The sequence below is a fragment of the Streptomyces sp. NPDC004111 genome (assembly GCF_042874215.1).
Lineage (GTDB): Bacteria > Actinomycetota > Actinomycetes > Streptomycetales > Streptomycetaceae > Streptomyces.
The window spans coordinates 46,715-73,553 of the sequence record NZ_JBIAMU010000030.1; the positions used below are offsets into that span (position 1 = coordinate 46,715).

28 protein-coding genes and 1 pseudogene are annotated in these 26,839 nt (G+C 70.1%); 22 read left to right on the forward strand and 7 right to left on the reverse strand.

Annotated features, from left to right (window positions below):
- Positions 1 to 300 precede the first annotated feature (300 nt).
- The 14 genes and pseudogenes from ACFYVL_RS40245 to ACFYVL_RS40310 all read left to right on the forward strand — a co-directional run bounded on the left by ACFYVL_RS40245 (position 301) and on the right by ACFYVL_RS40310 (position 13,052).
- Positions 301 to 861, forward strand: coding sequence for a hypothetical protein (locus ACFYVL_RS40245; protein ID WP_389254247.1), 561 nt, complete (start codon positions 301 to 303; stop codon positions 859 to 861).
- Entirely contained in the window at positions 843 to 1,775 is a 933-nt protein-coding gene (locus tag ACFYVL_RS40250; RefSeq protein ID WP_389254249.1) for an ATP/GTP-binding protein, read from the forward strand. Before ACFYVL_RS40245 ends, ACFYVL_RS40250 begins: the two co-directional genes overlap by 19 nt.
- A 31-nt stretch (positions 1,776 to 1,806) precedes the next feature.
- Complete coding sequence (locus tag ACFYVL_RS40255; protein ID WP_389254251.1) at positions 1,807 to 2,514, forward strand: SAF domain-containing protein; 708 nt, start codon at positions 1,807 to 1,809, stop codon at positions 2,512 to 2,514.
- Entirely contained in the window at positions 2,514 to 3,365 is an 852-nt protein-coding gene (locus ACFYVL_RS40260; protein WP_389254253.1) for a hypothetical protein, read from the forward strand. Before ACFYVL_RS40255 ends, ACFYVL_RS40260 begins: the two co-directional genes overlap by 1 nt.
- Entirely contained in the window at positions 3,355 to 4,833 is a 1,479-nt protein-coding gene (locus ACFYVL_RS40265) for a CpaF family protein (protein WP_389254255.1), read from the forward strand. Before ACFYVL_RS40260 ends, ACFYVL_RS40265 begins: the two co-directional genes overlap by 11 nt.
- Entirely contained in the window at positions 4,830 to 5,771 is a 942-nt protein-coding gene (locus ACFYVL_RS40270) for a type II secretion system F family protein (protein ID WP_389254256.1), read from the forward strand. Before ACFYVL_RS40265 ends, ACFYVL_RS40270 begins: the two co-directional genes overlap by 4 nt.
- Positions 5,768 to 6,646, forward strand: coding sequence for a type II secretion system F family protein (locus ACFYVL_RS40275; protein WP_389254257.1), 879 nt, complete (start codon positions 5,768 to 5,770; stop codon positions 6,644 to 6,646). Before ACFYVL_RS40270 ends, ACFYVL_RS40275 begins: the two co-directional genes overlap by 4 nt.
- Positions 6,647 to 6,720: 74 nt before the next feature.
- The gene (locus tag ACFYVL_RS40280; protein ID WP_389254259.1) at positions 6,721 to 6,948 is read left to right on the forward strand and encodes a hypothetical protein; all 228 of its coding nucleotides are present in this window, start codon (positions 6,721 to 6,723) and stop codon (positions 6,946 to 6,948) included.
- Positions 6,949 to 6,950: 2 nt separating this feature from the next.
- Positions 6,951 to 7,358: a TadE family protein gene (locus tag ACFYVL_RS40285; protein ID WP_389254261.1), complete on the forward strand. Its 408-nt coding sequence runs from the start codon at positions 6,951 to 6,953 to the stop codon at positions 7,356 to 7,358.
- A 22-nt stretch (positions 7,359 to 7,380) separates the two neighbouring features.
- Positions 7,381 to 7,875, forward strand: coding sequence for a pilus assembly protein (locus tag ACFYVL_RS40290; RefSeq protein ID WP_389254262.1), 495 nt, complete (start codon positions 7,381 to 7,383; stop codon positions 7,873 to 7,875).
- A complete protein-coding gene (locus ACFYVL_RS40295; RefSeq protein ID WP_389254263.1) occupies positions 7,875 to 8,369 on the forward strand; it encodes a hypothetical protein in 495 nt (164 codons plus the stop codon). The genes ACFYVL_RS40290 and ACFYVL_RS40295 overlap by 1 nt, the downstream gene beginning before the upstream one ends.
- The gene (locus ACFYVL_RS40300) at positions 8,366 to 11,767 is read left to right on the forward strand and encodes a LysM peptidoglycan-binding domain-containing protein (protein ID WP_389254265.1); all 3,402 of its coding nucleotides are present in this window, start codon (positions 8,366 to 8,368) and stop codon (positions 11,765 to 11,767) included. The genes ACFYVL_RS40295 and ACFYVL_RS40300 overlap by 4 nt, the downstream gene beginning before the upstream one ends.
- A 118-nt stretch (positions 11,768 to 11,885) precedes the next feature.
- Positions 11,886 to 12,668: a MerR family transcriptional regulator gene (locus ACFYVL_RS40305; RefSeq protein ID WP_389254267.1), complete on the forward strand. Its 783-nt coding sequence runs from the start codon at positions 11,886 to 11,888 to the stop codon at positions 12,666 to 12,668.
- Positions 12,669 to 12,718: 50 nt separating this feature from the next.
- Positions 12,719 to 13,052, forward strand: a pseudogene (locus ACFYVL_RS40310) (YnfA family protein).
- A gap of 15 nt (positions 13,053 to 13,067) precedes the next feature.
- Here ACFYVL_RS40310 and ACFYVL_RS40315 read toward each other — a convergent pair.
- Positions 13,068 to 13,850 carry a sulfite exporter TauE/SafE family protein gene (locus ACFYVL_RS40315; RefSeq protein WP_389254269.1) on the reverse strand — a complete coding sequence of 261 codons (783 nt, stop codon included), beginning with the start codon at positions 13,848 to 13,850 and terminating at the stop codon, positions 13,068 to 13,070.
- 978 nt (positions 13,851 to 14,828) lie between these two features.
- On the opposite strand from ACFYVL_RS40315, the gene ACFYVL_RS40320 reads away from it, so the two are divergent.
- Complete coding sequence (locus ACFYVL_RS40320) at positions 14,829 to 15,185, forward strand: hypothetical protein (protein WP_389254270.1); 357 nt, start codon at positions 14,829 to 14,831, stop codon at positions 15,183 to 15,185.
- Between the two features lie 409 nt (positions 15,186 to 15,594).
- Positions 15,595 to 16,161 carry an RICIN domain-containing protein gene (locus ACFYVL_RS40325; RefSeq protein ID WP_389254272.1) on the forward strand — a complete coding sequence of 189 codons (567 nt, stop codon included), beginning with the start codon at positions 15,595 to 15,597 and terminating at the stop codon, positions 16,159 to 16,161.
- A gap of 125 nt (positions 16,162 to 16,286) precedes the next feature.
- On the opposite strand, the gene ACFYVL_RS40330 is transcribed toward ACFYVL_RS40325, so the two are convergent.
- Entirely contained in the window at positions 16,287 to 16,895 is a 609-nt protein-coding gene (locus ACFYVL_RS40330; protein WP_389254274.1) for a hypothetical protein, read from the reverse strand.
- Positions 16,896 to 17,214: 319 nt separating this feature from the next.
- Here ACFYVL_RS40330 and ACFYVL_RS40335 point away from each other — a divergent pair, with 319 nt between their 5' ends.
- Complete coding sequence (locus ACFYVL_RS40335; RefSeq protein WP_389254276.1) at positions 17,215 to 18,087, forward strand: aminoglycoside phosphotransferase; 873 nt, start codon at positions 17,215 to 17,217, stop codon at positions 18,085 to 18,087.
- 829 nt (positions 18,088 to 18,916) lie between these two features.
- On the opposite strand, the gene ACFYVL_RS40340 is transcribed toward ACFYVL_RS40335, so the two are convergent.
- From ACFYVL_RS40340 to ACFYVL_RS40355, 4 genes are all read right to left on the reverse strand, one after another.
- On the reverse strand, positions 18,917 to 19,258 hold the full coding sequence (locus ACFYVL_RS40340; protein WP_389254278.1) for a hypothetical protein: 342 nt from the start codon (positions 19,256 to 19,258) through the stop codon (positions 18,917 to 18,919).
- A gap of 525 nt (positions 19,259 to 19,783) precedes the next feature.
- A complete protein-coding gene (locus ACFYVL_RS40345) occupies positions 19,784 to 20,158 on the reverse strand; it encodes a hypothetical protein (protein ID WP_389254280.1) in 375 nt (124 codons plus the stop codon).
- Positions 20,159 to 20,507: 349 nt separating this feature from the next.
- Positions 20,508 to 21,689: a helix-turn-helix domain-containing protein gene (locus ACFYVL_RS40350; RefSeq protein ID WP_389254283.1), complete on the reverse strand. Its 1,182-nt coding sequence runs from the start codon at positions 21,687 to 21,689 to the stop codon at positions 20,508 to 20,510.
- A 106-nt stretch (positions 21,690 to 21,795) separates the two neighbouring features.
- Positions 21,796 to 22,431, reverse strand: coding sequence for an HAD family hydrolase (locus ACFYVL_RS40355; protein ID WP_389254285.1), 636 nt, complete (start codon positions 22,429 to 22,431; stop codon positions 21,796 to 21,798).
- Between the two features lie 780 nt (positions 22,432 to 23,211).
- Here ACFYVL_RS40355 and ACFYVL_RS40360 point away from each other — a divergent pair.
- Complete coding sequence (locus ACFYVL_RS40360) at positions 23,212 to 23,826, forward strand: DUF6461 domain-containing protein (RefSeq protein WP_389254287.1); 615 nt, start codon at positions 23,212 to 23,214, stop codon at positions 23,824 to 23,826.
- Positions 23,827 to 23,874: 48 nt separating this feature from the next.
- On the opposite strand, the gene ACFYVL_RS40365 is transcribed toward ACFYVL_RS40360, so the two are convergent.
- Positions 23,875 to 24,048, reverse strand: a complete 174-nt coding sequence (locus ACFYVL_RS40365; RefSeq protein WP_389254289.1) for a hypothetical protein — start codon at positions 24,046 to 24,048, stop codon at positions 23,875 to 23,877.
- A 42-nt stretch (positions 24,049 to 24,090) separates the two neighbouring features.
- Between ACFYVL_RS40365 and ACFYVL_RS40370 the strand changes: the two genes are divergently transcribed.
- The 4 genes from ACFYVL_RS40370 to ACFYVL_RS40385 all read left to right on the forward strand — a co-directional run bounded on the left by ACFYVL_RS40370 (position 24,091) and on the right by ACFYVL_RS40385 (position 26,622).
- Positions 24,091 to 24,390: a transposase gene (locus tag ACFYVL_RS40370; RefSeq protein ID WP_389254290.1), complete on the forward strand. Its 300-nt coding sequence runs from the start codon at positions 24,091 to 24,093 to the stop codon at positions 24,388 to 24,390.
- Positions 24,387 to 25,274, forward strand: coding sequence for an IS3 family transposase (locus ACFYVL_RS40375; protein WP_389254292.1), 888 nt, complete (start codon positions 24,387 to 24,389; stop codon positions 25,272 to 25,274). Before ACFYVL_RS40370 ends, ACFYVL_RS40375 begins: the two co-directional genes overlap by 4 nt.
- A gap of 518 nt (positions 25,275 to 25,792) precedes the next feature.
- Positions 25,793 to 26,278: a DUF6884 domain-containing protein gene (locus ACFYVL_RS40380; protein WP_389254294.1), complete on the forward strand. Its 486-nt coding sequence runs from the start codon at positions 25,793 to 25,795 to the stop codon at positions 26,276 to 26,278.
- Between the two features lie 152 nt (positions 26,279 to 26,430).
- Positions 26,431 to 26,622 (forward strand): hypothetical protein, encoded by a 192-nt coding sequence (locus ACFYVL_RS40385; RefSeq protein WP_389254296.1) that lies wholly within the window; start codon positions 26,431 to 26,433, stop codon positions 26,620 to 26,622.
- Positions 26,623 to 26,839: the final 217 nt, after the last annotated feature.

Below are 26,839 nucleotides of genomic sequence, written 5' to 3' on the forward strand. Positions count from 1 at the left end.
AATATGCCCAAAGTTTGCTGGGCGGTCGCGACTGCATACGACTACATGTCGATTTTCCGCAGCCACAGCGTCCCCGTTCATTCCGTATGTCCCATTCAAATCGTTGATAGCAGTGGGCAGTTGACCGCCACTTGCGTAACGTGCCGACTACACAGAACGAGCAACTCCGCTGCCCCACCAGCCCGAACCCGTGCCGCCGCACCTATTGCGGCCCTCCACCGCCACCGACCCGGGGTCCCCATGAGCCGAGCCAGCCTTCCCGTTGCACTTCGCACACGAAACCGAACCGCCATCAGTGCGGTGGGAGTTGCCGTCGCACTCGCCGTCACCGGCTGCTCCGCCGGTCCGGACAAGCCCGAGGCCAAGCCCGCCGCGACCGCCAGCACCAAGCCCACCACCCCCGCGACCCCGACCGCACCGCCCACCAGCGCCGACCCGCTCGCCGCCGAGAAGGTCGCCGTGCTCAAGTCGTACGGGACGTTTCTGCGGGAGCAGGCCAGGGCCTACGAGATCGTCGACTGGAAAGCCACCGATGTGCGCCAGTACGTATCGGGCAAGGCTCTCCAGCAGGTTCACAACGATGTGCAGTCCCTCAAGAGCGCAGGCAATCACGCTCAAGGAGCACCCAAGAACGACTCGAAGGTCACGAAGATCACCATGGGTGGTCCGATTCCGACCGCGACCATCACCTCGTGCATGGACGTGTCCGGCTGGAAGACCGTCGACAAGTCCGGCAAGCCGCTGCCGCCCGTGCCCGGGGCTCTCGACCGTTTCGTCATGGTGAGCACCCTGGAGAAGTGGCCCAACGGCTGGATGACCATTGCGGAGAAGCCGGAGGGCGCATGCGCACCGCGCGCGTAGGGGCCGCCGCCACCGCGGCCGCCATGTGCTCCGTACTCCTCAGCGGTCCGGCATCGGCCATTCCGCTGCCGAACGACGGCTCGTTCGGGAACTGCGCGGGCCGCTTCGGGGCAAAGTGCGTGACCGCCAAGGACGTCAAGAAGGGCGCGGAACGTCCGGCGACGTCAGGCAAGAACAAGAAGCAGACTCCTGCCCGCGCGGGTTCAGGCGCGGCCAAGCCGGACCCGAAGGCACCGGTATGCACCACTAGGGCGATGGACCCGCAGCCGCCGGCCAATAGCTCAGAGCGGCGGGGCTTCAACGGCAAGGGCGCCCTGATCACCGGCACCGTCTATCAGCAGGAGTGCGTCCAGGGCGAGGGCGACAACGTCACCGTGATCGACTTCGTCGGCGGCGCCGAAGGCGGAGGCGCCCCCGCTCCGGCGGTCGACCCGGTGGTGCTCGCCCAGCAGGCGGTCGATTCGATGCTGTTGGAGGGGCCGAAGATCCAGACCGCGCCGAAGAAGGGGGCAACCGGTCTGGTGGGGTTGCCGGTGTGGATGTGGAGTGCGGTCTCGCCCACGACGACCGGCCCGAACAGCGCGTCGGCAACTGCCGGGGCGGTGACGGTGACGGCGACGGCGAGGGTGACGTCGATCCAGTGGTCGACCGGTGACGGCGGCTCGGTGACCTGTGCCGGGCCCGGCACCCCGTACAGCGCGGCGTACGGCAAGAAGCCCTCGCCCACGTGCGGGCACACCTATACGCGCACCTCCGGCAAGCAGCCCGGCGCCAAGTACACGCTGACCGCGACGTCGACGTGGGCCATTGAGTGGCAGGTCCAGGGCAGCGGGCTGGGCGGCGAGTTGACCGAGACGCGTACCGCGGTGCCGCAGCAGCTGGCCATCGGCGAAGCCCAGGCGGTCGGCAGCTGACGCTGCCCCGCCGCATCAGAGAGGCAAGTTCGTGAGCAAGACAGCAACAAAGACGCCGGTGGCCGTGCCCGCGCAGCAGACCCCCGCACCCACGGTGTCGGTGGGGTTCAAGGCGCGGCGGCGCCGTCCGGCGATGGCCGCGCTCGGGGTGGCGCTGATCGCGGCGGGCGGGCTCGGCGGATTCCTCGCCTACCAGGAGACCGGGCACCGCACCCCCGTACTGGCGGTGGCGCAGGCCGTGCAGGCGGGGGACACCATCAAGGACGCCGACCTGGTCGTGGCGTCCGTCGCGTTGGACCCGGCGCTCAAGCCGGTGCCTTCCACTGACCGGGCGAAGATCGTGGGCAAGCGGGCAGCAGCTGCCCTCGTCCCTGGCGCGCTCCTCACTGAGGGGCAGGTCACCGACCGGGCGCTGGTGCGCCCCGGCGAGCAACTGGTCGGCATCGGGCTGAAGCCGGCGCAGCTTCCGGCGAGCCGTCTGTCCCCCGGTGACACCGTGTTCGTGGTCTCCACGCCGTCCGAGGCGGCCCGTGCCGCCCAGAGCACCGGGCAGAAGACGACTGTGCCGAAGTCCCCGCCGACGGTGCAGGCGCGGGTGGTGCGGGTCGGTGACAAGGCCGCCAACACCGGGGACGTCGTCGTGGACGTGGCGGTGCCCGCCGCCAGCGGCCCGTCGTTGGCGGCGCAGGCCGCCACCGGTGACGTCGCGCTCACCCTGGACGCTGGGGGTGCGTCCTGATGGCGGTCACCGCACTGGTCGGCGCCCCCGGTGCGCCGGGGGTCACCAGCAGCGCGCTCGCGCTGCTGCGGACCTGGCCGCTGGAAGAGAACTGGCGGGTACTCCTCGCTGAGTGCGACCCGGACGGCGGGGCGATCCTGCCCGGCGCCCTTCAGGGGCGGCTCCCCGCGGACCGGGGGCTGCGGCACCTCGCGGTGTCCTCCCGGCTCCAGGGCCAGGACCTGGTCGCCGCGTTCTGGACGCAGCTGATCGCCCTGTCCGACCCGTCCGACACGGCCGGGGCACGGCGGCGTCTGCTGCTGCCGGGGCTGACCGATCCCGCGCAGGCCGCGAGCCTGACGGCGGTGTGGGCGCAGTTGGCGGACCTGTTCGCGGCGATCGAGGCCCACCAGCACGACGTACTCGTGGACCTGGGCCGGGCGGGGGCGTTCGGCCCGTCCGGGGTGCTGGCCCTGAAGGCGGACACCGTGCTGGTGGTGGTGCGGGGCACGCTGCGCGGTGTGCACGCGGCGTCGTCACGGGTGGCGGCGCTGCGGCGGCGGATGGAGGGCGAGGACGGGCGCGGTACGTCCGGTCTCGGCATCCTCTTGATCACCGAAGGCGCCTACACCGCCCGCGAAGTGGAACAGGAGCTCGGGGCGCCCGTGGTGATGACGCTTCCCTATGCGCCGAAGGACGCCGCCGTGCTTTCCGATGGCGCCCCCGAGAGCGGCAAGTTCGGGCGTGGTGAATTGATGCGCGCGGCCCGTTCCGGGGCGGCCGCGGTACGTGGGCAGGGCGCGTCCCGGCGGCCGCGGATCACCTCTCCGCTGCACCAGAAGCTGCGGGAGGTGGCCGCCGGTGGACGCTGAACCCCTCTACCCCGAGCCCTTCCGCATCCCCGAGGCCCGCCCCGCAGCGGCGGGCAGTGCGGCCGCACCCGGCGCCATGGGGGCGGGTGTGCCGCAGGTGCGGGTCGACTACCGGGCCGCGCAGGAGCTGAAGCGGCGGGTGTCCGAGCAGCTGCTGGCCGAGCACAAGCACAATCCGGCGCTGGTGGGCGGGGTGCGTGAGCAGCGCGGCCGGGCTTTGATCAATGAGCAGGTCACGGTGTGGGCGGATGCTGCCGCGCACCGGGCGGGCGGCATCCTGCCGGCCGAGGAACAGGCCCTCGCCGCCATGGTGTTCGACATGCTGTTTAGGGCCGGGCGCTTGCAGCGGTACCTGGACGATCCGCTGGTCGACAACATCTACATCAACGGGCACGACAACGTCACCCTCGACTACGGCGACGAGGACCCGGTGCCGGTGGAGCCGGTCGCGGACTCCGAGGAGGAGCTGAAGGAGCTGCTGCGCGACTTGGCGCGGACCAGCGGGCAGAGCGAGCGGACCCTGTCGACGGCGAACCCGATGCTGGCTTTGCGGCTGGCCGACGGGTCGCGTCTCCAGGCCCTCTCGGACGAGATCACCGGCGACCGCACCTTCGTGACGATCCGCCGCCACCGGGTGCAGAACGCCACGCTCAAAGAGCTGATCGGCTACGGCACGATGGACGACACCCTGGCCGGGTTCCTCGCGGCGTGTGTGCGCGGCAAGCGCAACATGATGATCGTCGGGGAACAGGGCTCCGGGAAGACCTCGCTGCTGCGCGCGCTGCTGCGGGAAATCCCTGCTCACGAGCGGTTCGGGACGCTGGAGACCGAGTTCGAGCTGTGGGCGCACCGCAACGGGCATCACACGCAGGTGGTGCCGATGGAGGCGCGGGAGTCCAACGGCGAGCGCGTCGACGGCCGGGGCGCCGGTGAGATCACGCTGATGGACCTCATGCACAAGGCGATGCGTATGTCGCTGACGCGGATCGTGGTCGGCGAGGTCCGCGGCCCGGAGATCACCGCGATGATGCAGGCGCTCACCAACGGCCGTCCCGGCAACCTGTGCACCATGCACGCCAGCAGCCCGTATGTGGTGTTCGACCGCATCGCCGAGCTCTACCTGCTGGCGCAGCAGAACTTCTCGGAGGCCCTCGCCTACCGGCAGATCGCGAACGGTCTGCACTTCATTGTGTTCGTCGACGTCGACACCACCAGCCCCCGCAAGCGGCGGTACGTCTCGCACGTCCTGGAGATCACCGGCATCGGGGAAGGCGGGCGTCCCGCCTACAACCTGGTGTTCGGGCCGCCGCCGGTCACCGGACAGGGCTGGGAGACCCCGGAAGCGCGCGCGGTGCTGCGCACGCCGCCCACGCCCACCACCCTGCGCAGGCTGGAGGCGGCCGGGTTCGACACCGCACTGCTGCACCAGCACACCGTCGCCCCGTGGCCCCAGGGGGGTGCCGGATGAGCGGGGTGCTGTGGTGGGCGCTGTGCGGTGCCCTCCTCACGAGCGGGCTGCTGGCCGTGGTGCTCGGACTGGTCGGCACCACACAGCCGAAGCGCGTGGGGAGGCTGGCTAGGTGGCGGGTGCGGGTGACCGATTCCGCCGGCACCAACGGCACCATGCCCTACCGGGTACTGCTCCCGGCCGCCGTCGTGGTGTTCGTCGCGGTGTGGCTGCTGTCGGGGGTGTTCATGGCGGGGCTGCTCCTGGGCGGCGCCGTCGTCGGCGTGCCGTGGCTGCTGACGCCGACGGCGTCCACGAAGGCGAGGATCGGGAAGCTGGAGGGACTGGCGGACTGGGCGCAGCGATTGGCCGATGTCCTGATCTTGGGGTTCGGCATGGAGCAGGCGCTGATCACCGCACGGAAGAACCCGCCCCCGCCGCTCGCACGAGAGGTCACGGATCTCGCGGACAAGCTCCAGGCCGGATGGACCGCCGAGGAAGCGTTGCGGGACTTCGCGGACGAGCTGGACGACATCACCGCGGACAAGGTCTGTGCCTCCCTCGCCCTGTCGGCCCGGGATTCGGGTCCGGGGCTGGCGCAGGCGCTGGAGGACCTGGCCGCCTCCGTGCGGGAGGAGATCGCGTCCCGGCGGAAGATCGAGGCCGACAGAGAGAAGGCGCGCACGGCGGTGCGGTGGATGACGATCATCACCGTTGCGCTGGTGCCGTGCGGGTTCCTCATCCCCTCCTACACCGCCCCCTACGCCACGTTGCTGGGGCAGTTGGTGATGGCTCTGCTGGGGATGGCGTTCGTCGGGGTGCTGCTGTGGATGCGGTCGCTGGCCACCCACCGGCCCGTCGCCCGCTTCCTGATCGCCGACCCCCGCAGCCGGGTCAAACAAGCCCAGGCCCAGCAGGACCAGCACCAGCAGGAGAAGGAAGGGGTGGGTGTGCGATGAGCGTGACCGGAATCCTGGTGCTGTGCGGGTGCACCGCCGGACTGGGGGCCGCACTCCTGGCCCGCGAGCTCGTGCCCGCACCCCCGAAATTGGGTCCGGCGCTGCGGCGGCTGAACCCGCCGCCCGTGCGGCCCGGCCAGTCCGCGCAGCAGTCCGCTTCCGAGGGCCGGTGGGAGCGGTTCGCCGAGCGGGCGCCGGGGCCGTTCCCGCGCGCCGACCTCGACCTGCTCCAGCAGTCCGCGGAGACGTTCTTCCTTCAGAAGATCGCGTTCGCGCTGGGCGGGCTGCTGCTGCCGCTGATCGTGGTCGGGTCCTGGTCCCTGATGGGGCTCGGCATGCCGTTCGTCGTCCCCGGGGCGCTCGGCATCCTGGCCGCGGCCGCCCTGTGGTTCGTGCCCGACTGGCAGGTCCACGACCAGGCGAAGAAGGCGAGGACCGAGTTCGCCCACGCCGCCGCCGCGTTCCTCGAACTCGTGGCGCTGCGGATGCGGTCGCACGTCGGCGCCTCCACCGCGTTGGAAGAGGCCGCGGCCGTCGGCCGGGGCTGGGCGTACGTGCGGATCCAGGAGGCCCTGGCGCGTGCCCGGTCCGAGAAGGTGTCGCCGTGGCAGGCGGTGGAGGAGCTGGGCACCCAGTTGCGGCTGCCGGTGCTGGCCGACACCGCCGACATCATGCGCCGCTCCAGCGACGACGGCGCCGCCGTCTACGCCACGCTGCGCGCCCGCGCGGACAGCCTGCGCACCGAACTCCTCACCGACGAGGCCGCCGCCGCCAACGCGGACAGCGAACGAATGTCCGCGCCCGGTGCCCTTCTGGCCACCGTGATCATGTTCGCCATCGCGTTCCCCGGCGTCCTGTCGATCTTCAACCTCTAAGCGCCAGCGCACCGCAGGCGCCAACGAGCGTCCGGGTTCGCCACTGCTGTTGACCACCACATGCAAGGAGAGTCATGAAAGAGATGCTGCTCAAGTCCACGGTCCGGGCGCAGGCCGCCGGGCGGCGGGTCCGCGCCCACCTGGAAGAGGTCCGCCAGCGGGCCGCCGAGGACGGCGAGCGCGGCGAGTCCCCGATCCAGACCGTCATCATCATCCTCGCCGGAGTCGCCGGAGCCCTCATCATCGCCGGTGCCCTCGCGGCGCTGTACGCGAAGTACGGCGGCAAGCTAGGCGGCGCGTAGCCGTGCACAGGTGGCAACAGGCTTGGTCACAGGCGGGTGACCGGGGGTTCACCGCGATCCAGACCGCGATCGTGATGCCGGTCGTGCTGATGGTGTTCATCGCCGCCCTGCAAGCCGCCCTGTGGGGCTACGCCCGCAACATCGCCCAGTCCGCCGCCCGCGAGGGCGTCACCGCCGGGCGGATGTACGGGGCCGGTGCCGGGGCCGGGGCGGCACAGGCCCGCAGCCACCTGGACCGCAACGCCGGGAACAACCTCACCGGCCGGACCGTCTCCACCGCCGGCAGCGGCCCCGACCTCATCCGCATCACGGTGACCGGGCGCGCCCAGTCCCTGATCCCCGGGATCCCCGACTGGCCGGTCACCGCCGAGGCCTCCGGGGAAATCGAGCGCTGGACGCTCCCCGACTAACAGTGTGTCAAGAGAGCAGGTCATGAACACAGGGGCATGCAGGGGCCGGTGGGGCCACTGGTGGGCCGCCCGCACCGGCGGCCCGGGTGGGGGTGCGGACCGGGGCAGTGCGCCGATCCAGGCCGTGGTCGTGGTTCCCGTACTGATCGCGTTCGGCCTGTTGTTCGTGGCCGCCGCCCGTCTGTCGATGGCGGGACAGGCCGTGGATGCGGCGTCCGAGCACGCCGCGCGCGCCGCCTCTCTGACGCGCACCGTCGGCGCCGCGCAGGCCGAGGCACAGCGGGCCGCCGCCCAGTCCCTGGCCGGGGACAACCAGCCCTGCACCGCCACCACCGTGCAGGCCAACACCCAGGGCCTGGACGCCGCCATCGGCCAGGCCGCCACCGTCACCGTCACCGTGTCCTGCACCGTCCCGATCGGCGACCTGTTCTTCTTCGGGGGCGGCCCGGGAGTACGCACGTTGAGCAGCGAGTTCGTATCCGTGGTGGATTCCTACCGGCAGCGGGAGGGACAGTGATGACCCGTTCTCTGAAGGCGGCCGCCTCACGCGTGCGCGACATCCTGGCCCGACGGTATGCGGGGACCGGCGATGACCAGGGCAGTATGGCGATCTTCGTGGCGATCGTGACCGTGCCGCTGCTGCTGCTCGGCGGGCTGCTGGTGGTCGACGCCACCGGGAAACTCCGGGCCGCCGGCCGGGCGGATGCCGTCGCAATCGAGGCCGCCCGCGCGGCGGCGCAGGCCATCGACGGGGCCGCCGTCCTCGGTGAAGGGAAGGTCGCCGCCGACCCGGCGACCGCCACCGCGGCCGCGCAGGCCTACCTCGCACGGGCCGGAGTCACCGGGACCGTCAGTATCGGGGGTGGCGGGAAGCGGATCGAGGTGACCGTGGCCGACACGTACGCGACGAAGTTCCTCAGCATGGCCGGGGTCGGCTCTCTCCCGGTCAGCGGGCACGGCCAGGCCAATCTCCTCCACGGCGTGCTCACCCCCCAGGAAGGCAACCAGTGACCCCCAACGCTCCCACCCGTCCCACCACTCCCCGCGCACGGCGCGGCGCCCTCGCCGTGGTACGCGCGCTGCTGTGCCTGGTGGCCGTGCTGCTCCTGGTCGGCGGCCTGCCGGTGCTGCTGTGGCACGCATCCGCCGCCGTCTGGGCCCCCGGCATCGAGGCCCTGGCCCATCTGCTGACCCGTCAGGACACCTCCGCCGTTTTCCTCCTGGCGCTGACCGCGCTCGGCTGGGCAGGGTGGGGTGCGTTCACGCTGTCGCTGGTGGTGGAGGTGCCCGCGCAGCTGCGCGGGCTGCGCGCTCCGAGGCTTCCGGGGCTGGGGGCGGGGCAGCGGGCGGCGGCCACCCTGGTCGGCGGGATCCTGATCCTGCTGCCCGCGGGAACCGCGTTCGCCTCCCCCGCGCAGGCCTCGCCCGTCGCGGTCACCGCACCCCAGGCACCCCAGACCACCCCCGCCGAGAACACCCAGGGGGCGAAGGCGGCGGCAGGGGCGGAGGAGGCGGCGACGTACACGGTGCGCGAGATGAGGCCAGCGGAAAGCCTCTGGTCCATTGCCGAAGCCCAGTTGGGCGACGGCACCCGGTACACGGAAATCGCCGACCTCAACCAGGGCCGCACCATGACCGACGGGCGCACCTTCGACGCGAACGCGCCCATCCAGCCCGGCTGGAAGCTGCGGATGCCCGCCCCGCCCAGAACCCCCGAGGTACCCGCACCGCGCCCGCAGGAAAGCACCGGCACCGACCGGGCGGGAGCGTCGTACACAGTGGTCGCCGGGGACACCCTGACCGGCATCGCCGAAGACCAGCTCGGCGACGCGGAGAAGTTCGAGGAACTCTTCACCGCGAACAAAGGCTCCGCCCTGCCTGGTGGGGGCACCTTCACCGACCCCGACGAGATCGAAGCCGGGCAGCACCTCACCCTGCCCACCACCCCGCCCACGCCGGACGACCAGCCGAAACCCCAGGAGCCGCAGAAGCCCGGCCCGGACCGGGCGCAGCCGACCCCGAGCGAAACCAGCACACCCACGCCCACGAAGCCGGAGCCCTCCAAGCCCGCTGCGGAGAAGCCCGCGCCCGCGAAGCCGTCCACTGCCGTCCCCTCCCCCGCGAAGCCGTCGACGGCCGTTCCCCAGCCCGCGACGTCGGCGCCCGCGAAGCCGCCGGCGTCCGCGTCGAGTACGCCGTCGTCTCCCGCTCCGTCCGCGACGCCCGACCGCGAAGCCGAGGTGCCCGTGCCGCCCGCCAAAACCCCCACCCCGAGCGCCCCGACCACCACCCCGCCCCCGGCCGCTGTTCCTGGCGGTGCTGCGACGGGGCTGGACATGCAGACCATGGTGGGCACCGGGGCGTTGCTGGCCGGGTCGGCGGTGACCGCGCTCGCCCTGAAGCGGCTGCTCCAGCGGCGCCGCCGCAAGCCCGGCCAGCGGATCGCCATCGGCGAGACCAGCCAGGCTGAACAGGCACTGGCCGCCACGGCGGCGCAGGCGAGCCCGGATCTGCTGGACCATGCCCTGCGCGCCCTCGCCCACCGGGCCGCCGGCACGGAGAGCGTGGTGCCGGTGCTGCGGGCGGCCCGTGTCGGCTCGCGCACGGTGGCCGTGCTGCCCGACGACCTGTCCGCCGAACCGGCCTGGCCGTTCACGGCCGGGACAAACGGGTGGTGGAAGCTGCCCGAGAAGGCCGAACTGCCCCAGGAGGCGCGGGACACGGCGCCGCCGTACCCGGGGCTGGTCACGCTCGGGTCCGGCCCGGACGGGAGCCTGCTGCTGCTGAATCTGCCGTCGGCCCGGCACCTGCTGCTGGAGGGCAGCACCCCGCACATCGAGCAGGTGGGCACCTCCCTGGCACTGGAACTCAGCTCCAGCCCGTGGGCCGCCGACTCCGAGGTCCTGGTCGTCGGATTCGGAGGGGAACTGCCGAAGCTGCTGCCGACTACCCGGATCCGGTACGTCGAGCAGGCCGCGCACGCGGTGCGTGATCTCGCCGAGCGGGCCATCGAGGCCCACCAGGACGACGAGGACGCCCCGGCCCGGCCGTGGATACTGATCATCGCCGGGCAGGTCAGCAGCGAGGACGCGTGGGCCCTGGCCGACGCCCTCGACAAGGCCCGCAACGTGCCCGCCTGTGTGGTGCTGCCCGCCGCCGACGCCCGCACCCACTTCCCCGACGCCGACGTCCTGGACGCCGACCTCGACGACACCCACCCGCAGCCACTGCCCTCGCTGGGCGTGGAGGTGCGGCTCCAACGGATGGAACCCGCCGCCTACCAGGACGTACTCGCCTCCCTGGCCACCGCAGAACAGCCCGCGCACAACGCCGAAGGCCCCTGGGCCAACGTCCCGGGCGAGGACTCCCCCGGTACCGAGGTGCCCGCCTCCGAACCCGCCCCGGAGAAGGCGGTGAACGGCACGCCGGTGGTGCTCGGCAAAGGGGAAGCGGCAGCGGACCCGGGGGCGTTCCCCTCGCTGCTCGCCGCCGTACGCACTCCCACCCACGGGGCCACGGCTGAAGCCACCGCACCCGCCCCGGACGACGCCACCGGCGTCTCCGAGGAAACCGCCAAGCCGACCGAGCCGGACACCGGAACCGAGACCAAGCCCGGCACCGAGACCGAGGCTTCCGAAGCAGGCCCGGAGCCGGCTGCCACGGACCAAGTGCCGGAAGCAGGGGCCGAGGCGGGCACGCCGCGGCTGCGGGTTCTCGGGGCGGTCGAGGTGACCGGCCTCAGTGCCAGCGGGCACGGCCCGAAGCTCGCCCAGCTCGCCGCCCTGCTGCACCTGCGGCCCGGCCGCGACCGCGACAGCATCTGCACCGCCATGGACCCCACAGAGCCATGGACGCCCAACACCCTGATGGCCCGCCTGTCCGGGCTGCGCAGCCAACTGGGCTCCGCACCCGACGGCACCCTCTACGTCCCACGCCGCCGCACCGGCACCGACCCCTACGCCCTCCACCCCCAATTCCCCTGCGACTGGCACCAATTCCTCGCCCTCGCCGAACGCGGGCTGGTCGAGAAGGCGGTGGCCCCGCTGGATGCGGCGCTCGCCCTGGTCCGCGGCCGCCCGTTCGGCACCCACCCACCAGAGTGGGCCCACTCCCTCCAGCAGGACATGCTCACCCGCATCGTCGACATCGCGCACACCAGCGCCCGCCACCACACAAAGAACGGCGACTACCCCGCCGCCCGGCAGGCCCTGGCCATCGGCCTGGAGGTCGACGAGACCGCCGAACTCCTCTACCGCGATCTGCTGCTGCTGGAGCACGCACACGGCAACCGGGCCGGACTCCACGCAACCATCGCCCTCATCCAGAAAACCAACCGGGACTGGGGCATCAGCATGGACCCCGACACCGAACACCTCATCGCCGAACTCACACAACAGCAGACACCCTGACCGGCGCTCTGGGTTCCGCAGTTTCGTGAGCACTTCCGCGTGATCATGGGCATCGGTGACGCCCTGTATGCGACTCGGCTTGACCTTCGACCCAGGTCGAAGGTCTACCGTCGGTCGTGTGAGCACGATGAGGATCTCCCAGCTCGCCGAGCGCTCTGGTGTGCCGGCGACCACCCTGCGCTTCTACGAGGGCGCCGGACTCCTTCCGGCCGACCGGACCCCAGCCGGCTACCGGCTGTACGGCGAGACCGCGGTCGAGCGGCTGGCGTTCATCGGCGCGGCCAAGCACCTCGGGCTGCCCTTGGAGGAGATCAGTGAGCTCCTCGGGGTGTGGGAAACGGGCGCCTGCCGGGACGTGAAGGCTGACCTACGGCCGCGGCTCGCCGCCCGTCTCGCTGAAGCCGAGGCACGCTCCGCCGAGCTGGCATCGTTCACCGCCTCCCTGCACACGGCCCTGGACCACCTCGATGCACTGCCCGATCGCGCGAGCCCGTGCGATCCCGAGTGCGGCTTCCTCACCACGCCGACCCCGGCCGCCGGCGACACCCGGCCGGTCGACGTAGTGCTCGCCCCGAGCCGCCAGGCCGCCGAAGTAGAGGCGGAGACGTGGCGGACAGCGTCGGTGGCCTGCTCCCTGAGCGGCGACGGACTGCATGAGCGGACCGCGCAGTGGCGCGAGGCGGTCGACGGCGCCGTGCGGATCACGGTGCCCGACGGGCTGCGGCTGACGCTGCCGGTCGACCGGACGGCACGGCTGGCGGAGCTGGCGGCGGCCGAGCAGCAGTGCTGTCCGTTCTTCGACTTCCGGCTCCACCTCGACGGCCCGCGCCTGCACCTGGAAGTCCGCGCCCCGGCCGACGGTGCGGAACTGCTCGCCGACCTGTTCGGCCGCGCCGGCTGACCGTGCCCCTCCCTGTACCGCCCGCTTCCCTGCTCCGGAGACTTCCTGCCGTGCTCGTCGCCCGCTCCATCGCCCTGTTCGTCGTCGCCGCGCTGTTCGAGATTGGGTGCCTGGCTCGTCTGGCAGGGCATCCGCGAGCACAAGGGCTGGATCTGGATTGGCGTCGGCGTCATCGCGCTCGGCCTCTACGGGGTGGTGGCCACCTTCCAGTCCGACGACAACTTCGGCCGGATCCTCGCCGCGTACGGCGGGATCTTCGTGGCCGGATCGATCGCCTGGGGCATGGTCGCCGACGGCTACCGCCCCGACCGCTTCGACGTCATCGGCGCGCTGGTCTGCCTCGCCGGGATGACGGTCATCATGTACGCCCCGCGCGGCAACTGAGCCGACTGCCCGGGATCAGGAAAGCGCCTGGACGGCGTACACCGCGCCCAGGGCGGTCGCCAGAGCGCCGAGCAGGAGCCGGAGCGCGGTCTCGGGCAGATGAGGCTGAAGTCGGGCCCCGAGATACCCGCCGATCAGTCCGCCCGCCCCGCAGGCCAGGCCCAGCACCCAGTTGGGCGCAACGGAACCAGGACTGGCCAGGGCCAGCACCGCGTACGCGGCGGCCCCGGCGACGGACGTGGTGAACGTCGCGGCGAGAGTGGCCGGGGCGATACGGGCCATGGGCATGCCCCGCGCGGCAAGGATGGGTCCGAGCAGGGAGCCACCGCCGATCCCGTAGATCCCGCCGACCACCCCGACCGCCAGGGCCAGGGCAGCGAGCACGCGCGCCGACGGCTCCGTCGCGTACGGCCTCCGCCGGGCGGGGCTCAAGGTCCGCAGGCACAGGAAGATGCCGAGCGGCAGCAGAAAGGCCGCGACCAGGAGGCGGAAGACGCCGGGGCCGGGGAGGGCGAAGACGCGGACGGCGGCGCCGAGGAGGACGCCGGGCAGCGTCCAGGCAACGAGGCGCCGGGCCAGTGGGCCGCGCAGAGCGCCCTCGCGGCGGTAGCGCCACAGTGCGCCCGGCCCGGCCACCACATTGAACAGCAGGTTCGTCGGCGTGACCGCGGGACTCGGCACACCGAGGACGCTGAGCTGGACCGGCAGGAGGAAGACCGCCCCGGACACGCCGACCGGGGAGGTCACCGTCGAGATCACAAGTCCGGCCGCGAACCCGGCCCAGATCGTCCACTCCACCGTTGCTCCCGCCACTCCTTGATCGCCCGGTCAGTATCGGCGGAGCGGCGGCGGGAGGGCGCCGTGGCAACGAGATGTTCACGAGCAGCCGGTGCAGCCCGGCGCGCAGCCGCTGTACTCAGGTGGCGACTGGTCGGCATCCAGCCGGAGACCGACCGCACCAGCCGCGAGCATCCGCTCGGCGGCGCAACATAGCCCCTGATCGCGCCGGTTAGGGAAACCGGCCTTTGTCGCGATCATTGAAGGACCCACCCACCGCTCAAGGAGGGCACACGCCTGTTCTCAACCACTCCGACCACACTGGTCCGCCGCCACTACGGAGAGTGGCGCCCACGCCCCTCCGAGGTCGAACTTCTGCTCGTGATCACCCGTCAGAAACGGTGCTCACCGGCCGCGGAAACCGCAATCTTCCTGGTCAGAGTGCTCACGGAATCGCGGAACCTACAGCGCAGAGACGCAGATGGCGGTGCGCCGTGTCAGCTCTGTTCGAGGGGCAGGCGAACCCAGGGCCGGTCAAGATGCGGGTAGCGGAAGCATCGCCTCTCCAGGGTAAGGACGGCTTTGGCGTTAAAGAGATTCGCTTGGATTTAAACGTCAAGCCCTACTTTCCAACCAGAAGGAAATCCTGCTTCACTCGGGGGGTGAAATTAATTAAAGGACTCCCCGAGATGGAACCTTACAGCAACGGATCTGTTGTGTCATCAGGGTAGTCCCTGAGAGCCGGGCACACACAATTTAGCCGATGCGTTCAATCCGCTGCCCAGATTGATACCGCGCTGCCCGACCTCTTGATGAGACCCTAAAAATGGCAGGTGGCAGGCTGTGAGACTACGCGTAAGCAGGCTCCATATTGGATCATCCGCACAGAACACCGAAGCCATCCCACCCTTTGACCGAAAAGCATCTGGCGGACGCTTGAATTCCAGGGCCACATTCGTCAGGTCAATGCAACTCAAACAAGGAACGGGGGAACATCTAATGGGCTTCAAAAAGTCTGCCGCGATCCTGGGCGGGACGCTCCTGCTGGCCACCACAGCCACGGTTGGAACGGTGGCAGCCGCACCGGCCTCTGCTCCGTCCTGCGCGGGACCACACGCTCTCCGCAGTTCGCAGGGCCACGCTTCGATCTTCTTCTGCGGCACCAGTTCGATCTTCGGCACGGTCTACGACGACAAGGCGGACGGGAAGTGCCCGCTGGTCATCGTCTATCTCAAGAACGGCGGCAAGCGATACTCCAACTGGGCTGGCCCGAAGGGCGACAGCAGCCCGGTCAACGTCTCCGCCCCGTCAGGCACCTACATCACCTCGGCAGGCATGGGTTACATCAAATGCTGAAATGATCTCGAATGCTGTCTGAGCGGCGTTCCTGATTTCGCTGGCCTGGAAGAGTGCGACACCGGGCCAGCGGAATCGGCGTTCCGCCGCCTGCCTGGCGTTGGAGACTTCGGCACCTCGGGAGCCGGGAAGAACACAACGGCCGCCGCGGCGCACATAAGATCCTGCCGACGAGTTCACTGCCCGGGACCCGGCCCAATCGAAGTGACAGCGGACTACGCGGGACGGTACGGGACTGACCGATCACGTGCGCCCTACGGTGCAGGATTACAGCAGCTACTCCAGAGGTTTACTGGCTTGCCCACCCCTGGGTTGATTTCTTCTGTGTCAAAGCTCCCTAGGGTCTCGTCCACGAATTTCGCACCGGAAGGGCCGGTGCGAACGAACCGGAACACGAGGGGGAAACACCATGCTGAGTCTTCAGAGGGCCGGCATCGCCGCATCAGCGGTTCTCGCCGGGCTGGCCGCTACTCTCTTGCCCGCTGGTGCGGCCACGGCCCAGGACAGTCCCGTCGAGCGCCAGCGTGCGGGGCAGCAGCTCTCGGCTCAGGCCGGCGACGGCTGGGGCTACATGAAGTTTGCGCACTCCCAGAAGTGCGCCGACCTGCCGGCGTGGAACACCGGGAACGGCGTGCAGCTCGATCAGTATGCATGCGCTCCGCAGGGGAACCTCTGGTGGGGGTTCTACGGAGCCAGCGACGGCACGTGGCTGATCAAGAACTACCACAGCCAGAAGTGCATAAACGTCAAGGGCGGGAGCACCGCCAACGGGGCCAAGGTCGTGCAGTGGCCGTGCAGCGCCCAAACGAACGGGCTGTGGTACCTGTCGAAGTACTCAGACGGCACATGGCAGCTCAAGAACGTGAAGAGCGGCAAGTGTCTGAACGTGGAAGGCGCCAGCACGCGCAACGGCGCCGACCTCATCCAGTGGACGTGCAGCGCAGCGAGCAACATGCGCTTCAAATTCATCGACTGACCACCGGGCCAAGTCGAGGCCGCCTTGGCACTGTTGGATCCGCCAGCCTGCGGATCCAACAGTGCCGCAGACCGCACTCAAGAAACCCTCCGCGATCGCGACCCCAGATGTTGCGCCAGGAACACCTACTGACCACCGCGAGCAACCACGGCATCGCCGCTCTTCGCCTCAGGCTGAGCGCGGATAGCCCCCTGATCGCCGTCTGCGGTGTGCGCGTGCGGCCCGACAGTGGGGTGTGAGACCAAGGCGCAGGCCGCGATCCGCAGTTGTGCTTCCCATGCCGCCTCGTCGAGCCCCAGCGTGTACTCGATGCAGCACGCGCATGTCGGGAGCAGCGCAACGAATGCTTGCTCCTCAGCGGACTCGACCTCCGTTTCCGACCATTCGACCGATGCCATCTCGGTGAGCTCCACCTCTCCGGCGGTGAATCGCGTGGCCAGCCTGCGCAGCGCATATCGCCGGGCCAGGTGGTGATCGGGCAGAAGGATCCCCAACTCTCCGAGAGCCTGCTCGAATGCGTCGCGGATGTCCCGGGGGTCCGCGTGACGTGGCAGACCGGCGAGCTCACACAGGGCTGGCGTGTCCACTCCCATGGCGAGTGCCTGGGCCGCAGTCATCGGCAGGTCCTCCGGGCACACCTGATCCGCCTGATACAGCCACGCTGCCTCCACCAAAGGCGGATAGACGCTGCGGACAGGGCTGTCGGGTTCGGATGTGTCGTCTATCGCTGCCATGGTTCATACGATGCCAGCACGGCTCGCGAGCGCACCCGGAGATCTGGACTGTCCCGGCAAACCGCCCTGGCGGAACCAGACAGCTATTCAGGAGTGCCGGTCCCGCGCGACCGGCGGATGACGGGGCTCATCACAGCCAGGAAGAGGTGTCCGGCGTGCGGGCGGGTGCCTACGCTGGCGGGTATGAGCGAGCCGATTCGTGCCACCCCGCCTCGCGGTCCCAAGACCCCGACGCCCCCGGGCCGCCCGAAGGGGCCGGTGACCCCGGACAAGAACCCGCCGGCGCCGCCCGAGCACCCGCCGCCGCCCGGAGCCTGACATGGGCGCGCGCATCGGATGGGCCGATCTTCCGGCCGGGGCCGCCGCGGCGGTGCACCGGCAGGTGGGAGTGCCGACGAAGGCCGTGGACGCTCAGCACGCCGCCGCGTCGGGGGTGGCGGCGCTGCTGACGGCGGCCGACGGCACCACGACCTTCGCGAAGGGGCAGCGCGACCCCGCCCCTGCCCCCGCCAAGGCGCCCGCGGAAGGGGGCAGTTCGTGGTGGGGGCCGTCGTGGTCCGCCGTCGACGAGCTGGACCTGGAGGAGGCGGTCAACCCCTACCTCCCGGCGAGTTCACCGGCCGTGCTGTGGCGGGTGCACGCCGACGGATGGCACCTCCTGGGCTTCGAAGGCCTGCACGGACGAGACGCCGACTTCGCGCCCGGCTCCCCCGACCTGGACGCCGTGGTCGGCGTGCTGGCGGAGCTGGGACGGGTGCGGGCCCCGGAGACGGTGCGGCTGCCGACGGTGTGGGACCGGTGGGGCTACTACTGCGACCCGGCCGACGAGCCCCTGTTCGCCGGCGGGCAGTTGCTGCACACCGATCCGGCCTCGACGAACGTCCTCATCAGCGCACCGGGCCGGGCGCATCTGGTGGACTGGTCGTGGCCCGCGACCGGCCCGTCCTGGGTGGACGTGGCGCTGTGGGGGATGCGGCTGATCTCCACCGGCGGGCACTCCCCCGCCTCCGCGTGGCAGTGGGCCGCCCGGGTACCGGGCTGGACGGACGTGGACCCTGTCGCGGTGCAGGCCCTGGTGCGGGCGGAAGGCCGCCGGTGGCGCGACCTCACCGACGAAGTACCCAGCGCCGCTGCCATCGCGGACGCCGCCCACACCTGGGCGGACAGCGTCGGTCTCCAGCGACAGGCCTGACCGGCACCCCCCTAGCTTCATCTAGCCCCCCCTAGACGCATTCGACTAGGGGGGGCCAGAGTTTTCATCTCGTCCCGAGGAAGGTTCGGAGTGTGGATTTGCCCAAGATCGTGGCCCATCGTGCCGATGGTGGGTGGGCACTCGAAATGCAGGGAATCGCCCCCGCCTACGTTCGCAGGCTGAGCGAGGCAGCCGAGTGTGGACGTGCCCTCATGAAGGCCGCAGACGTGCCCGGGGTTGAACACGGCGTGCAACTCAAGGTCGATCTCGGCGACGAGCTCAACCGGCGCGTCAAGGCTTCAACCCAGGCAACTGTTGACGCTCACAGGGCCCAACTTCAAGCGGCAGCGGAGCTTCGACGAACAGCGTCAGCTCTCAAGAGCCAGAACTTGACCGGCCGGGACATCGCCCACATTTTGGGCGTCTCGCCCCAACGGGTATCCCAACTGCTTACCCAGCCCGCGACCAGAAGTTAGAGCACAAGCTGAGTACCCGACGGCCACGGCCGCTGTCGTCCCCGGTACCCGACCAGGTATCTCAACAACGTGGCTCAGCGTCTGCCCCCGCCGCCGTCATCGTCCTCGTCCAGCTCCGGCGTGTCCGGGTCGCGCAGCGGACACAGGGCGCCAACGGCCGGACGCTGGCGGTGAAGCTGTAGCAGCCGAGCAGATGCGGGTGCCTGCCTGAGTATGTGCTCTCGGTGGCAGGCACCCGCCAGGGACGCGCCGTTCCAGGGTCCGGGGAACGGCGCGCCGCTGGGGCCCGCTCCGGCGCCCCATCCCGAACCACCCCAAGGGTGGACAGGTTCGCCCGAGCGGGGGTCTGAGGGCTACGACGCAGTCACACCATCCGCGGATATCAGCCCGACGACAGCGAGACCGGGCTGCCACAGAACCTGGTCCATCGGGTAGCCGGCAGCCGCTTCCGCGGCCTCCGTCCGGGCGAGGGCGTCAGGGTCCGGGGGCGTTGCCGGATCCCGGAGTAGGTGTTGCACCGCCTCGCCGAGGTAGAGGTTCAGGCGCGCGTACGGCCGGGCATGCAGGGCCTGGACCCGCCATCCTGTCGCGACGGGTGGGAAGGGTTCGAGGCTCGCACCGGACCGCACGAGGGCGGCGGTGGCCACGTACGCCAGAGCCTGAACAACGCCACGCTCCGCGAGATCGGGTGCCATGCCCGGGTGCGCCCCCTGGACCGCGCGCGTCAGGTGCTCGGTCCCGTCGTCGTCCAGCAGACAACGGGGGCACACGCTCACTGTGGTGCCCCCTTTCGTGGGAAGCCGGCCCCAGCCGCCGCACAAAGCAGGCAGACGTCGCGGGCAGGTGATCGTGGCGGCTACTCATCCTCAGGGGCGTCGTCCGGGCCGTCATCAGAGCCCCCGACCGGCGACCACAGCAGCGTGTAACCGTGGGCCGGGCAGTGGGACCGGAAGGTTCCCGACTCGGGATACTCGTGCTCCTCGTCCTCGTCTCCGCCTGGGCAGCGGGTCATGTGCCGATGACTCTCGCTGCGCACGGCGCGCAGGCATACACGGTGGTATCGAGGCTGTGGGCCCCGATACTGCCGCGCGCTTTACCGATGAGCACGGCGTCGGCCGCTGTGGCAATCGAGACCCGGCAGTAGCAGCAGGCCCACCCCGACCGCTGGCGGGAGTTCAGATCGTGGGCGGAAGGAATCCGCCTGTCCGCGGCCGGGGTACTCACGACGACGCACCCGCCAGACGCGAGACACCGACCGACACCATCTCGCCGACACGGCCCAGGTCGCACAGGCGGCCGGGCTCCCGCGGCGGCACCACCCAATACGCCCCGGGCGGTGCGAGCTGATCGGCCCGCGGCACTGCCAGCCACCCCTGCGAGAGGTAGCGGGCTGCGGGAGAATGCCAGCGGACTGCGCCACCCACCCGCACCAGCGGGTAGAACCAGCGCTCGTCATCCTGGATGACCGGGCCGCCGAGCAGATTCGCCAGTGTCTGGCCCACCCCTGCCGGCCGGACATTCACGAGCGCCGCGTACAGCACATCGGCGGGAATGCGAATCGTGTCGAAGAGCGCGCCAAGCGGCAGCATCGCCATTCTCTGCCGGGCCCACTCGGCCTGTGCCTGAGGGGGAACGTGATGTGCGTAAGCAAGCCACTCTTCCGTCCCGAGCCCCTGCATGCCGGGTTCCGCCCGGTGGGCCGCGCAGCCGACGAGGGGCCGCTGACGACTCTGCCCGTCGCCATCTGTGGTGACGATGCCCGCCGGACGGAGCTCACCCCTCGCACTCCCGCACCCGTAACAGGCGCCGCCGTGCGGCCGGGCCGGGCTCATGTCCTCCCCTCGCGGGGGTAGCGCCTTTTGTGCCACGTCGTCCTCCTGACCTCGTGCTCAGGACGATCGTGATTCACAAGAACGGCCACAAGTACCCCTGTCGGGGGTACCGCTACGAGGCCTGGCACCACTGGGCAAACTGCGTCAGTTCCTCGGCATCGGCACGCTTGAGGCGCCGCAAGGTTCCGGCATCCTCCTTCACCCACCGGTGCTCACGGGTGTGCTGGGGTGCGACGCGCCTGGCGACCTTGAGGCTCTCGAAGGCACGGTCGGGGCGACCTGCCCACAGCTGCGCGCGAGCGAGCTCGATCCAGAAGCCGCTCCTGCGCTCCGCGGGAAGGGCCTGCGGAGGAGCCCACTCACCGGCAGCGGCGAGCGCCTGGCTCACATGGTCCCCACCGAGGCTGACGGCGACGGACACCTGGTGGATGCGCACCGAGTCAGGCCCCCAAGCCGTACCGAGGAAGACTCCTTCCCGCTCCCCTTCGGACAGAGCTCTTGCCTCCGCCAGGTGGGCCGCTGCCGCTCCTGCGTTGGCAGCCCGACCCGCGACGACCGCGGCCCGCATATGGAGGGTGCCGCGACTCGCGCGTGTCGCGGGGCCCACGGGCGCGGGTGACCGGTCGATGGCCTGCTCCAGCACGCGCAGGCCCGCGTCGTGGGCCGCGGCGGCGAAGAAGGTCTCCGTGCGGACGTAGGCGACGACGCTGTCAAGGAGCGGGTCCTGCGCCTGCGGCGCGGCCCAGCGCATGAGCTCGACGAGTCTGGCGGAAAGGTCGTGCGCACCGTACTTGTAAGCGACGGCGTCAGCGGTGCGGCAGGCACCGACGAGGAGGGCGGCGATCGCTGCGCGTTCCGCCGGGGCTGCGCTGGCGAGCGCTCTGCTGAGCTCACCAAGAAGCGGGGGAAGGTGGCGGCTGATGCGCACGTACTGTGCTCCGAGCCGCCACTGCGTCGCCTCGGCGACGGCCAACTCAAGGTCCTGGAGCGGGCGCACGGGGCCGTCGTCGGGCACATCGCAGGTGGCGATGATCCGCGAAAGGGCCGGCATGCCCCGATGGACACGGTCGTCGGGCCGCTCAGAGCCAGGCAGCAGCCGGCTCGTGTCCACGTTCAGCGCCGTGGCAAGGTCGTCCAGGGTCTGGGCAGAGACACCGCGTTCATTTCGCTCGACCTTGCGGATGGTGCCGAGGGAAACCCCCGCCCGCTCGGCGAGTTGGGCCTGGGTGAGTGAGGCGATGCGCCGTTCGTACGCGACGCGTGGGCCTACCCCGTGGTACGTGATGCTGGGCATACTGGACTCCCCTCGGGCTGCACCCGAACCGTACCCAGGCGGAAACCTCGCCGGTGCGCAAACGACCGGCCCCGACCCGCGAGGGGACGGCGCCTTTCACGGGCTGCTAGCGGAGGTTGACCAGTTCGGCAAGACTGTCGACGACCCAGTCGGCGTTCGCCTGCACCTCCAGGCTGTCGGCCCACAGATGCCCCCAGGGGCCACGGCGAAGATGAGCCGTGCGCAGGCCGGCAGCGCGCGCGGGAACGCTGTCGTTCTGCGGGTGGTCGCCGACGTAGACCACCGTCTCGGCCGGTCCGGCGGCCAGGTCCACGACCCTCCCGAAGAAAGCGCCGCCGGGCTTCGCGATGCCCCACTCCCCCGAGGTCGCGATGACGTCGGCAGGGAGGTCCAGCCCGCGCAGCAGCTCACCAGCCCTGCTCGTCTGGTTGCCCGCAATGATGACCCGGAGACCAGCTTCTTGCAGCGCCGCCAGCGCCGGCCTCACGTCCGGATACAGGTCCGTCTCGTCGAGGTACTCACCACGCCCGGCTGCCTCGCGCGCCCGATAGGCGGCGGGGATGTCGATACCGGGCTTGAGGAGACGCAGCGCGTCCGCGTTGTCGCGCCCCTGAGCAACGACCGCTCCGACGAGAGCGGACACAGTATGGCGAGGCACGCCGAGCCAATCCGCCCACGAAGCCCAATAGCGGTCGTCACGGACGAGGGTCTCACCGATGTCGAACGCAATGGTGGTGATCACCCGCCGCAGTGTAGGACGGATGCTGGCAGACACCACACCCCTGCCCCAGGCTCCTTCGTCGACGTGCTCCCCGGGTGCCCGAGGCCGCGGACGGATTCCGCCCCCACATCTCCGTGGCGTACTCCGCCGCCGATCCCTCCGGTCCCGCCGCCAGGGCCCTCGCCGCAGTCAGCGAACAGCCGGCCCGCGCCCGCATCACGGCCGCGGAACTGATCGTCCTGCACCGCGACCATCGCATGTACGAATGGGAACCCCACACCAGCATCCGCCTCGCCGGACCAGCCCAGCAAGCGGACCGGGGCGGGCCGTCACGGCCATTCGCCTCCCGCCCCGAGCCCGGCCCATCCCACGGGCCACCAGCCGCAGGTGGCACCGCGCCAAGGGAGCCCAGGACCACCGTCGCCCCCGGCCCCTGCCCGGCCGCCCCGCCCAAGAACCGCCACGCGGACGGTCCCCGGGGAGCGGCAGCATGCAGCACTGCCCGGTCGCTCTCCCGCCGGGGCGAGCAGGACCGCGGCAGCAAGCCCGGAGGTCAATACGTGTCGTCGCATGTCCCCTAAGCGGCCCGGGCCTCCGACTGGTGCGGGGTCGTTCCCCCTGATGACTCAGAAGAGATGGTCAGCGCCTTCGGTCAGGCCTGACGAGATCCACGGACACCGTGGGGAACTCGAAGCGCAGATCACCCATCACGGTGTCGGGGCGCGGCCCGGCGCTGCCGTAGTGGTAATCCAGCACGGCGCTCGCCATCCGATGTCATAGCCGTCGGGAAGAATCTCCCGCATGGCTACAACTGCTGCTGATTACATGTGGTTCGAGGAAGGCTTCCCGGACCTCGCCGAGTCCTATTGCGTCACCCTCGTGCACGACGTGACCCCGCACGAGCTGATACGCAGGTTGGGTGGCCAGCCCGAGCCCGAGGTCACCGGCGCCGCTGCACTCGTCGACACCGCGTACGCCCTCTGGGGCCCCAGCACCACGCAGACGTTCTTCGGAATGACGGCGCTTGGAGCCTGGACCCTCATGGTCGAGCCCAATGGCTGGCACGGAGTGAACAAGGCGAAGGCCCTTCCCGCATCGGTGGGCACCCGCTGGATCTCCCACTACGACAACGCACACGCCAACAACGACGGTACGTTCTTCTGGGCCGAGGACACCGAACTGCGACTCCACTTCGAACTCCGCGATGCCGAACACCGTTCGGGCACCTGCGCCGACGACCTCCTCGAAGTGATCCGCCACCTCGGCTTCGTTTTCCCGGAAGAACCGTCCGACACCGACGACGACCTTGCCGTGCCGGCCGCCTTCGCACTCGCCGAGCACCTCACCGGCCTCCGCATCACCCCGGCCCTCCTCCGAGACACCACCTTCATCTGCGGCACCGCCGAGATCCGGTGACTTGCCGGTAGAACGGTGAGTGGGAAAGACGGAAACGGCAGGACGAGCTCAGTCCAGCTGCGTGTAGAGGCTCTCGCGCAGGTACCTCTTCTGCACCCACCCGTCCGGGAGGTTCTTGCGCGTCCCGTCCGCGGTGAACCCGTCGAAGGCGGCGTGCACCCATCCCTTGGACGCCTTGTCGGGGTACGCGGAATCGTGAACCTTCCCCTTGATCGCGGACACCTGGAGACTGGGATCTTGAGGTTCCAGAGGAAGTAGCACCAGGTGGGAAGCAAGTACACGAAGCGGTACACCGCGGAGTTCAAGCGGGACGCGATCGCGCTCGTCGACTCCTCGGGCAAGACAGTCACCGCCGTCGCCCGGGAGCTCGGCATCAGCTCGGAGTCCCTGCGCGGCTGGTACCGCCAGGCCAAGGCGGACCGGGGTGAGGGACGGCCCGGTGAGCTCACCACGGCCGAGCGCGAGGAACTCAGGCGGTTGCGCAAGCTCGCCGCCGAGCAGGCCAGGACGATCGAGGTCCTGCGAAAAGCCGCGGTCTTCTTCGCGAAGGAGAGCGATCGGTGAACGACACGTACGCGTTCATCGAGGCGGAGAAGACCACCCACGGCGTCGCTTTCCTCTGCAGGCTGCTGAAGGTGGCCCGTTCCTCCTTCTACGCCTGGCTCGCCGCAACGAAGACCCGGGCCGCCCGCGCGGCGGCCGACGAGGCCCTGGTGCACGAGATCACCGTCATCCACGTCGCCTCCCGCCAGACCTACGGCGTCCCGCGCATCCACGCCGAACTGCGGCGGCCGGGGCGGTGCGTGAACCGCAAGCGCATCGCCCGCCTGATGCGCGAGCACGGCATCCAGGGCGCCCACCGCCGCAGGCGGCGGTCGCTGACCCGGCCCGACAGGAAGGCGAAGCCGGCACCGGACCTGATCGGCCGCGACTTCCACGCCGACCTGCCCGGCACGAAGCTGGCCGGCGACATCACCGCCCTGCCCACCGGCGAGGGCTGGCTCTACCTCGCCTGCTGGCTGGACCTGGCCACCCGCGAGGTCATCGGCTACTCAATGGCCGACCACCACCGCGCCACTCTCGTCGTCGACGCGCTGAAGATGGCCGCCGGCCGCGGCCGCCTCCAGCCCGGCTGCACAGTGCATTCGGACCGCGGCAGTGAATACACCAGCAACCAGCTCCGGTGCGAAATAGCCGAGTTGAACCTTCGGCAAAGCTGCGGACGCACCAGATCTTGCTTCGACAACGCCGCCGCGGAGGGTTTCTGGGCCCTGCTCAAAGAAGAGATCGGCACCCGCGTCTGGCCCGACCGGGCCACCGCCCGCGCCGAGGTCTTCGACTTCATCGAGACCTTCTATAACCGCCGCCGGCTGCGCAAGCACAAGACCTTCGGCTACCTCACCCCAGCCGAGACCCGACAGCGGCAACAGCACGTCCTCGCCGCGTAACGAACGAGTGTCCGAGAGCACGGGGAAACTTCACACCGCCCCTGCCCCGGACCTCACTGCAGGGCCCCTCCCCGGCCGGTTTCAGGCCACCGCCACGCTCCCGTCAAGTCGCTCCGGCGAGATCACCTACTACGCCACCGTCACCGAACGGTCGGGAACCACCGACCACCTCCACCTCATCGGCAGCCCACCACCACGACGCACGTCTGCACCCGATGCCCCGGATCAATGAGCCTCCGCCAACCTGAAGTCGCAGTTCAAAGGGCTGGTGTGACCGGTCCTCGGGGCGCTCATGCTGGTCGTGGGCGGCAGTCCACGGAGAAGATCGTCTGTCGCCGCTGGATTGCTGATGTCTGTCAACCGGTTTGTCGATGGGTTGACGCGGCGGGCAGAGTGTCACTGTGAAATGGCAACACCGGTCGTGCCAGGCACCTCGCCGGGGCGGCGTTCTGCCCGCCTTCGGCGGCAAACTGGCGGTGGCCCGGTGCTGATCGACGCAGACAAGGAGCACAGCCAAGTTGAGCAGCAGCCACCTCTTGTTCGTCTCCCCGTGCGGGAAGGAACAGCGACCCGGAATGCATGAGCCTGCCGACCTGTACACAGGCCGGCTGTTCGAGCTCCGGCGGAAGGCCATCAAATCGCTCCGCACTATTAATCGCGGCCCGGCTTTCATCCTCTCTACCCGGCACGGACTCATAGAGCCCCGCGGCACGAAGTACGCGATGTACGACGCTGCTGATCGTGAGACCAGCGTCGAGAGAGTCCAAGCCCAGGCCGCAGCCCAAGGCATGCTCGATGCCCAGGTCATCGCCGTTGCGTCGATCGGCGACATCGCCTTCCTCCGGGAAGTGTTCGGCCATGACCAGGTAGTGGACATGTGCCGTGAGGTGATCCCGGACGTAAGAGCCGGGGGCGCCGCCGTCAAGCCCTTGGCCATGGCCAAGTACATCGCGGACAACCCAGGCCGTTGCTCCACGTACATCAAGAAGCCCTCGCCAACTTGATTTCCGCTGGTCGCGAGGGCTGGTGTGACGTCATCGGGGGGGTCTCGGGCCAGTCGCGGACAGGAGTCCGCCGTCTTGATCGTCCGGCAGGGGGCATCGGTGGTCTGTTCGTTTCCAGCTCACGAGGCAGGGCGGGTTCGTAGGCTCGTGGGATGACGGAGATCAGCGAAGTCGCCGAACGCGTCGCCGCCCGTCGGGCCGAGCTCGACGAGGGGGAGAAGTTCCTGGCCGAACGCCTCGCGGAAGTCCGCGCGGAGCGCAAGGATCTCGCAACGGCGATGCACGTTGGGGAACGCATACACGCTCAGCTGGGGACGGAGAAGGCCGCCACGCAGGCTGTTTGAGCACGAGTTCATCCTCAACACCAAGGGCGATACCGGCCTGTACAACTTCGGCAACTGATCGCGCCAGACACCCCTACTCGGGAGCCAGGATGACCCGCACCACCCCGCCAAGGCCCTACGACGTCACGGCGGCCCTGCCCCACCTGGCTCCGCTGGCACGGCCGGCGACCCGGCTCCACCCGCGACCCGGGTCGCCGACCCCTCGGAACAGTTCGGT

Coding starts and splice junctions, on each gene's coding strand:
- ACFYVL_RS40250 (WP_389254249.1), top strand. CDS start 843: ATGCGCACCGCGCGCGTAGGGGCCGCCGCCACCGCGGCCGCCATGTGC.
- ACFYVL_RS40260 (WP_389254253.1), top strand. CDS start 2,514: ATGGCGGTCACCGCACTGGTCGGCGCCCCCGGTGCGCCGGGGGTCACC.
- ACFYVL_RS40270 (WP_389254256.1), top strand. CDS start 4,830: ATGAGCGGGGTGCTGTGGTGGGCGCTGTGCGGTGCCCTCCTCACGAGC.
- ACFYVL_RS40275 (WP_389254257.1), top strand. CDS start 5,768: ATGAGCGTGACCGGAATCCTGGTGCTGTGCGGGTGCACCGCCGGACTG.
- ACFYVL_RS40280 (WP_389254259.1), top strand. CDS start 6,721: ATGAAAGAGATGCTGCTCAAGTCCACGGTCCGGGCGCAGGCCGCCGGG.
- ACFYVL_RS40290 (WP_389254262.1), top strand. CDS start 7,381: ATGAACACAGGGGCATGCAGGGGCCGGTGGGGCCACTGGTGGGCCGCC.
- ACFYVL_RS40295 (WP_389254263.1), top strand. CDS start 7,875: ATGACCCGTTCTCTGAAGGCGGCCGCCTCACGCGTGCGCGACATCCTG.
- ACFYVL_RS40320 (WP_389254270.1), top strand. CDS start 14,829: ATGGGCTTCAAAAAGTCTGCCGCGATCCTGGGCGGGACGCTCCTGCTG.
- ACFYVL_RS40325 (WP_389254272.1), top strand. CDS start 15,595: ATGCTGAGTCTTCAGAGGGCCGGCATCGCCGCATCAGCGGTTCTCGCC.
- ACFYVL_RS40330 (WP_389254274.1), bottom strand. CDS start 16,895: ATGGCAGCGATAGACGACACATCCGAACCCGACAGCCCTGTCCGCAGC.
- ACFYVL_RS40335 (WP_389254276.1), top strand. CDS start 17,215: ATGGGCGCGCGCATCGGATGGGCCGATCTTCCGGCCGGGGCCGCCGCG.
- ACFYVL_RS40340 (WP_389254278.1), bottom strand. CDS start 19,258: ATGGCACCCGATCTCGCGGAGCGTGGCGTTGTTCAGGCTCTGGCGTAC.
- ACFYVL_RS40345 (WP_389254280.1), bottom strand. CDS start 20,158: ATGGCGATGCTGCCGCTTGGCGCGCTCTTCGACACGATTCGCATTCCC.
- ACFYVL_RS40350 (WP_389254283.1), bottom strand. CDS start 21,689: ATGCCCAGCATCACGTACCACGGGGTAGGCCCACGCGTCGCGTACGAA.
- ACFYVL_RS40360 (WP_389254287.1), top strand. CDS start 23,212: ATGGCTACAACTGCTGCTGATTACATGTGGTTCGAGGAAGGCTTCCCG.
- ACFYVL_RS40385 (WP_389254296.1), top strand. CDS start 26,431: ATGACGGAGATCAGCGAAGTCGCCGAACGCGTCGCCGCCCGTCGGGCC.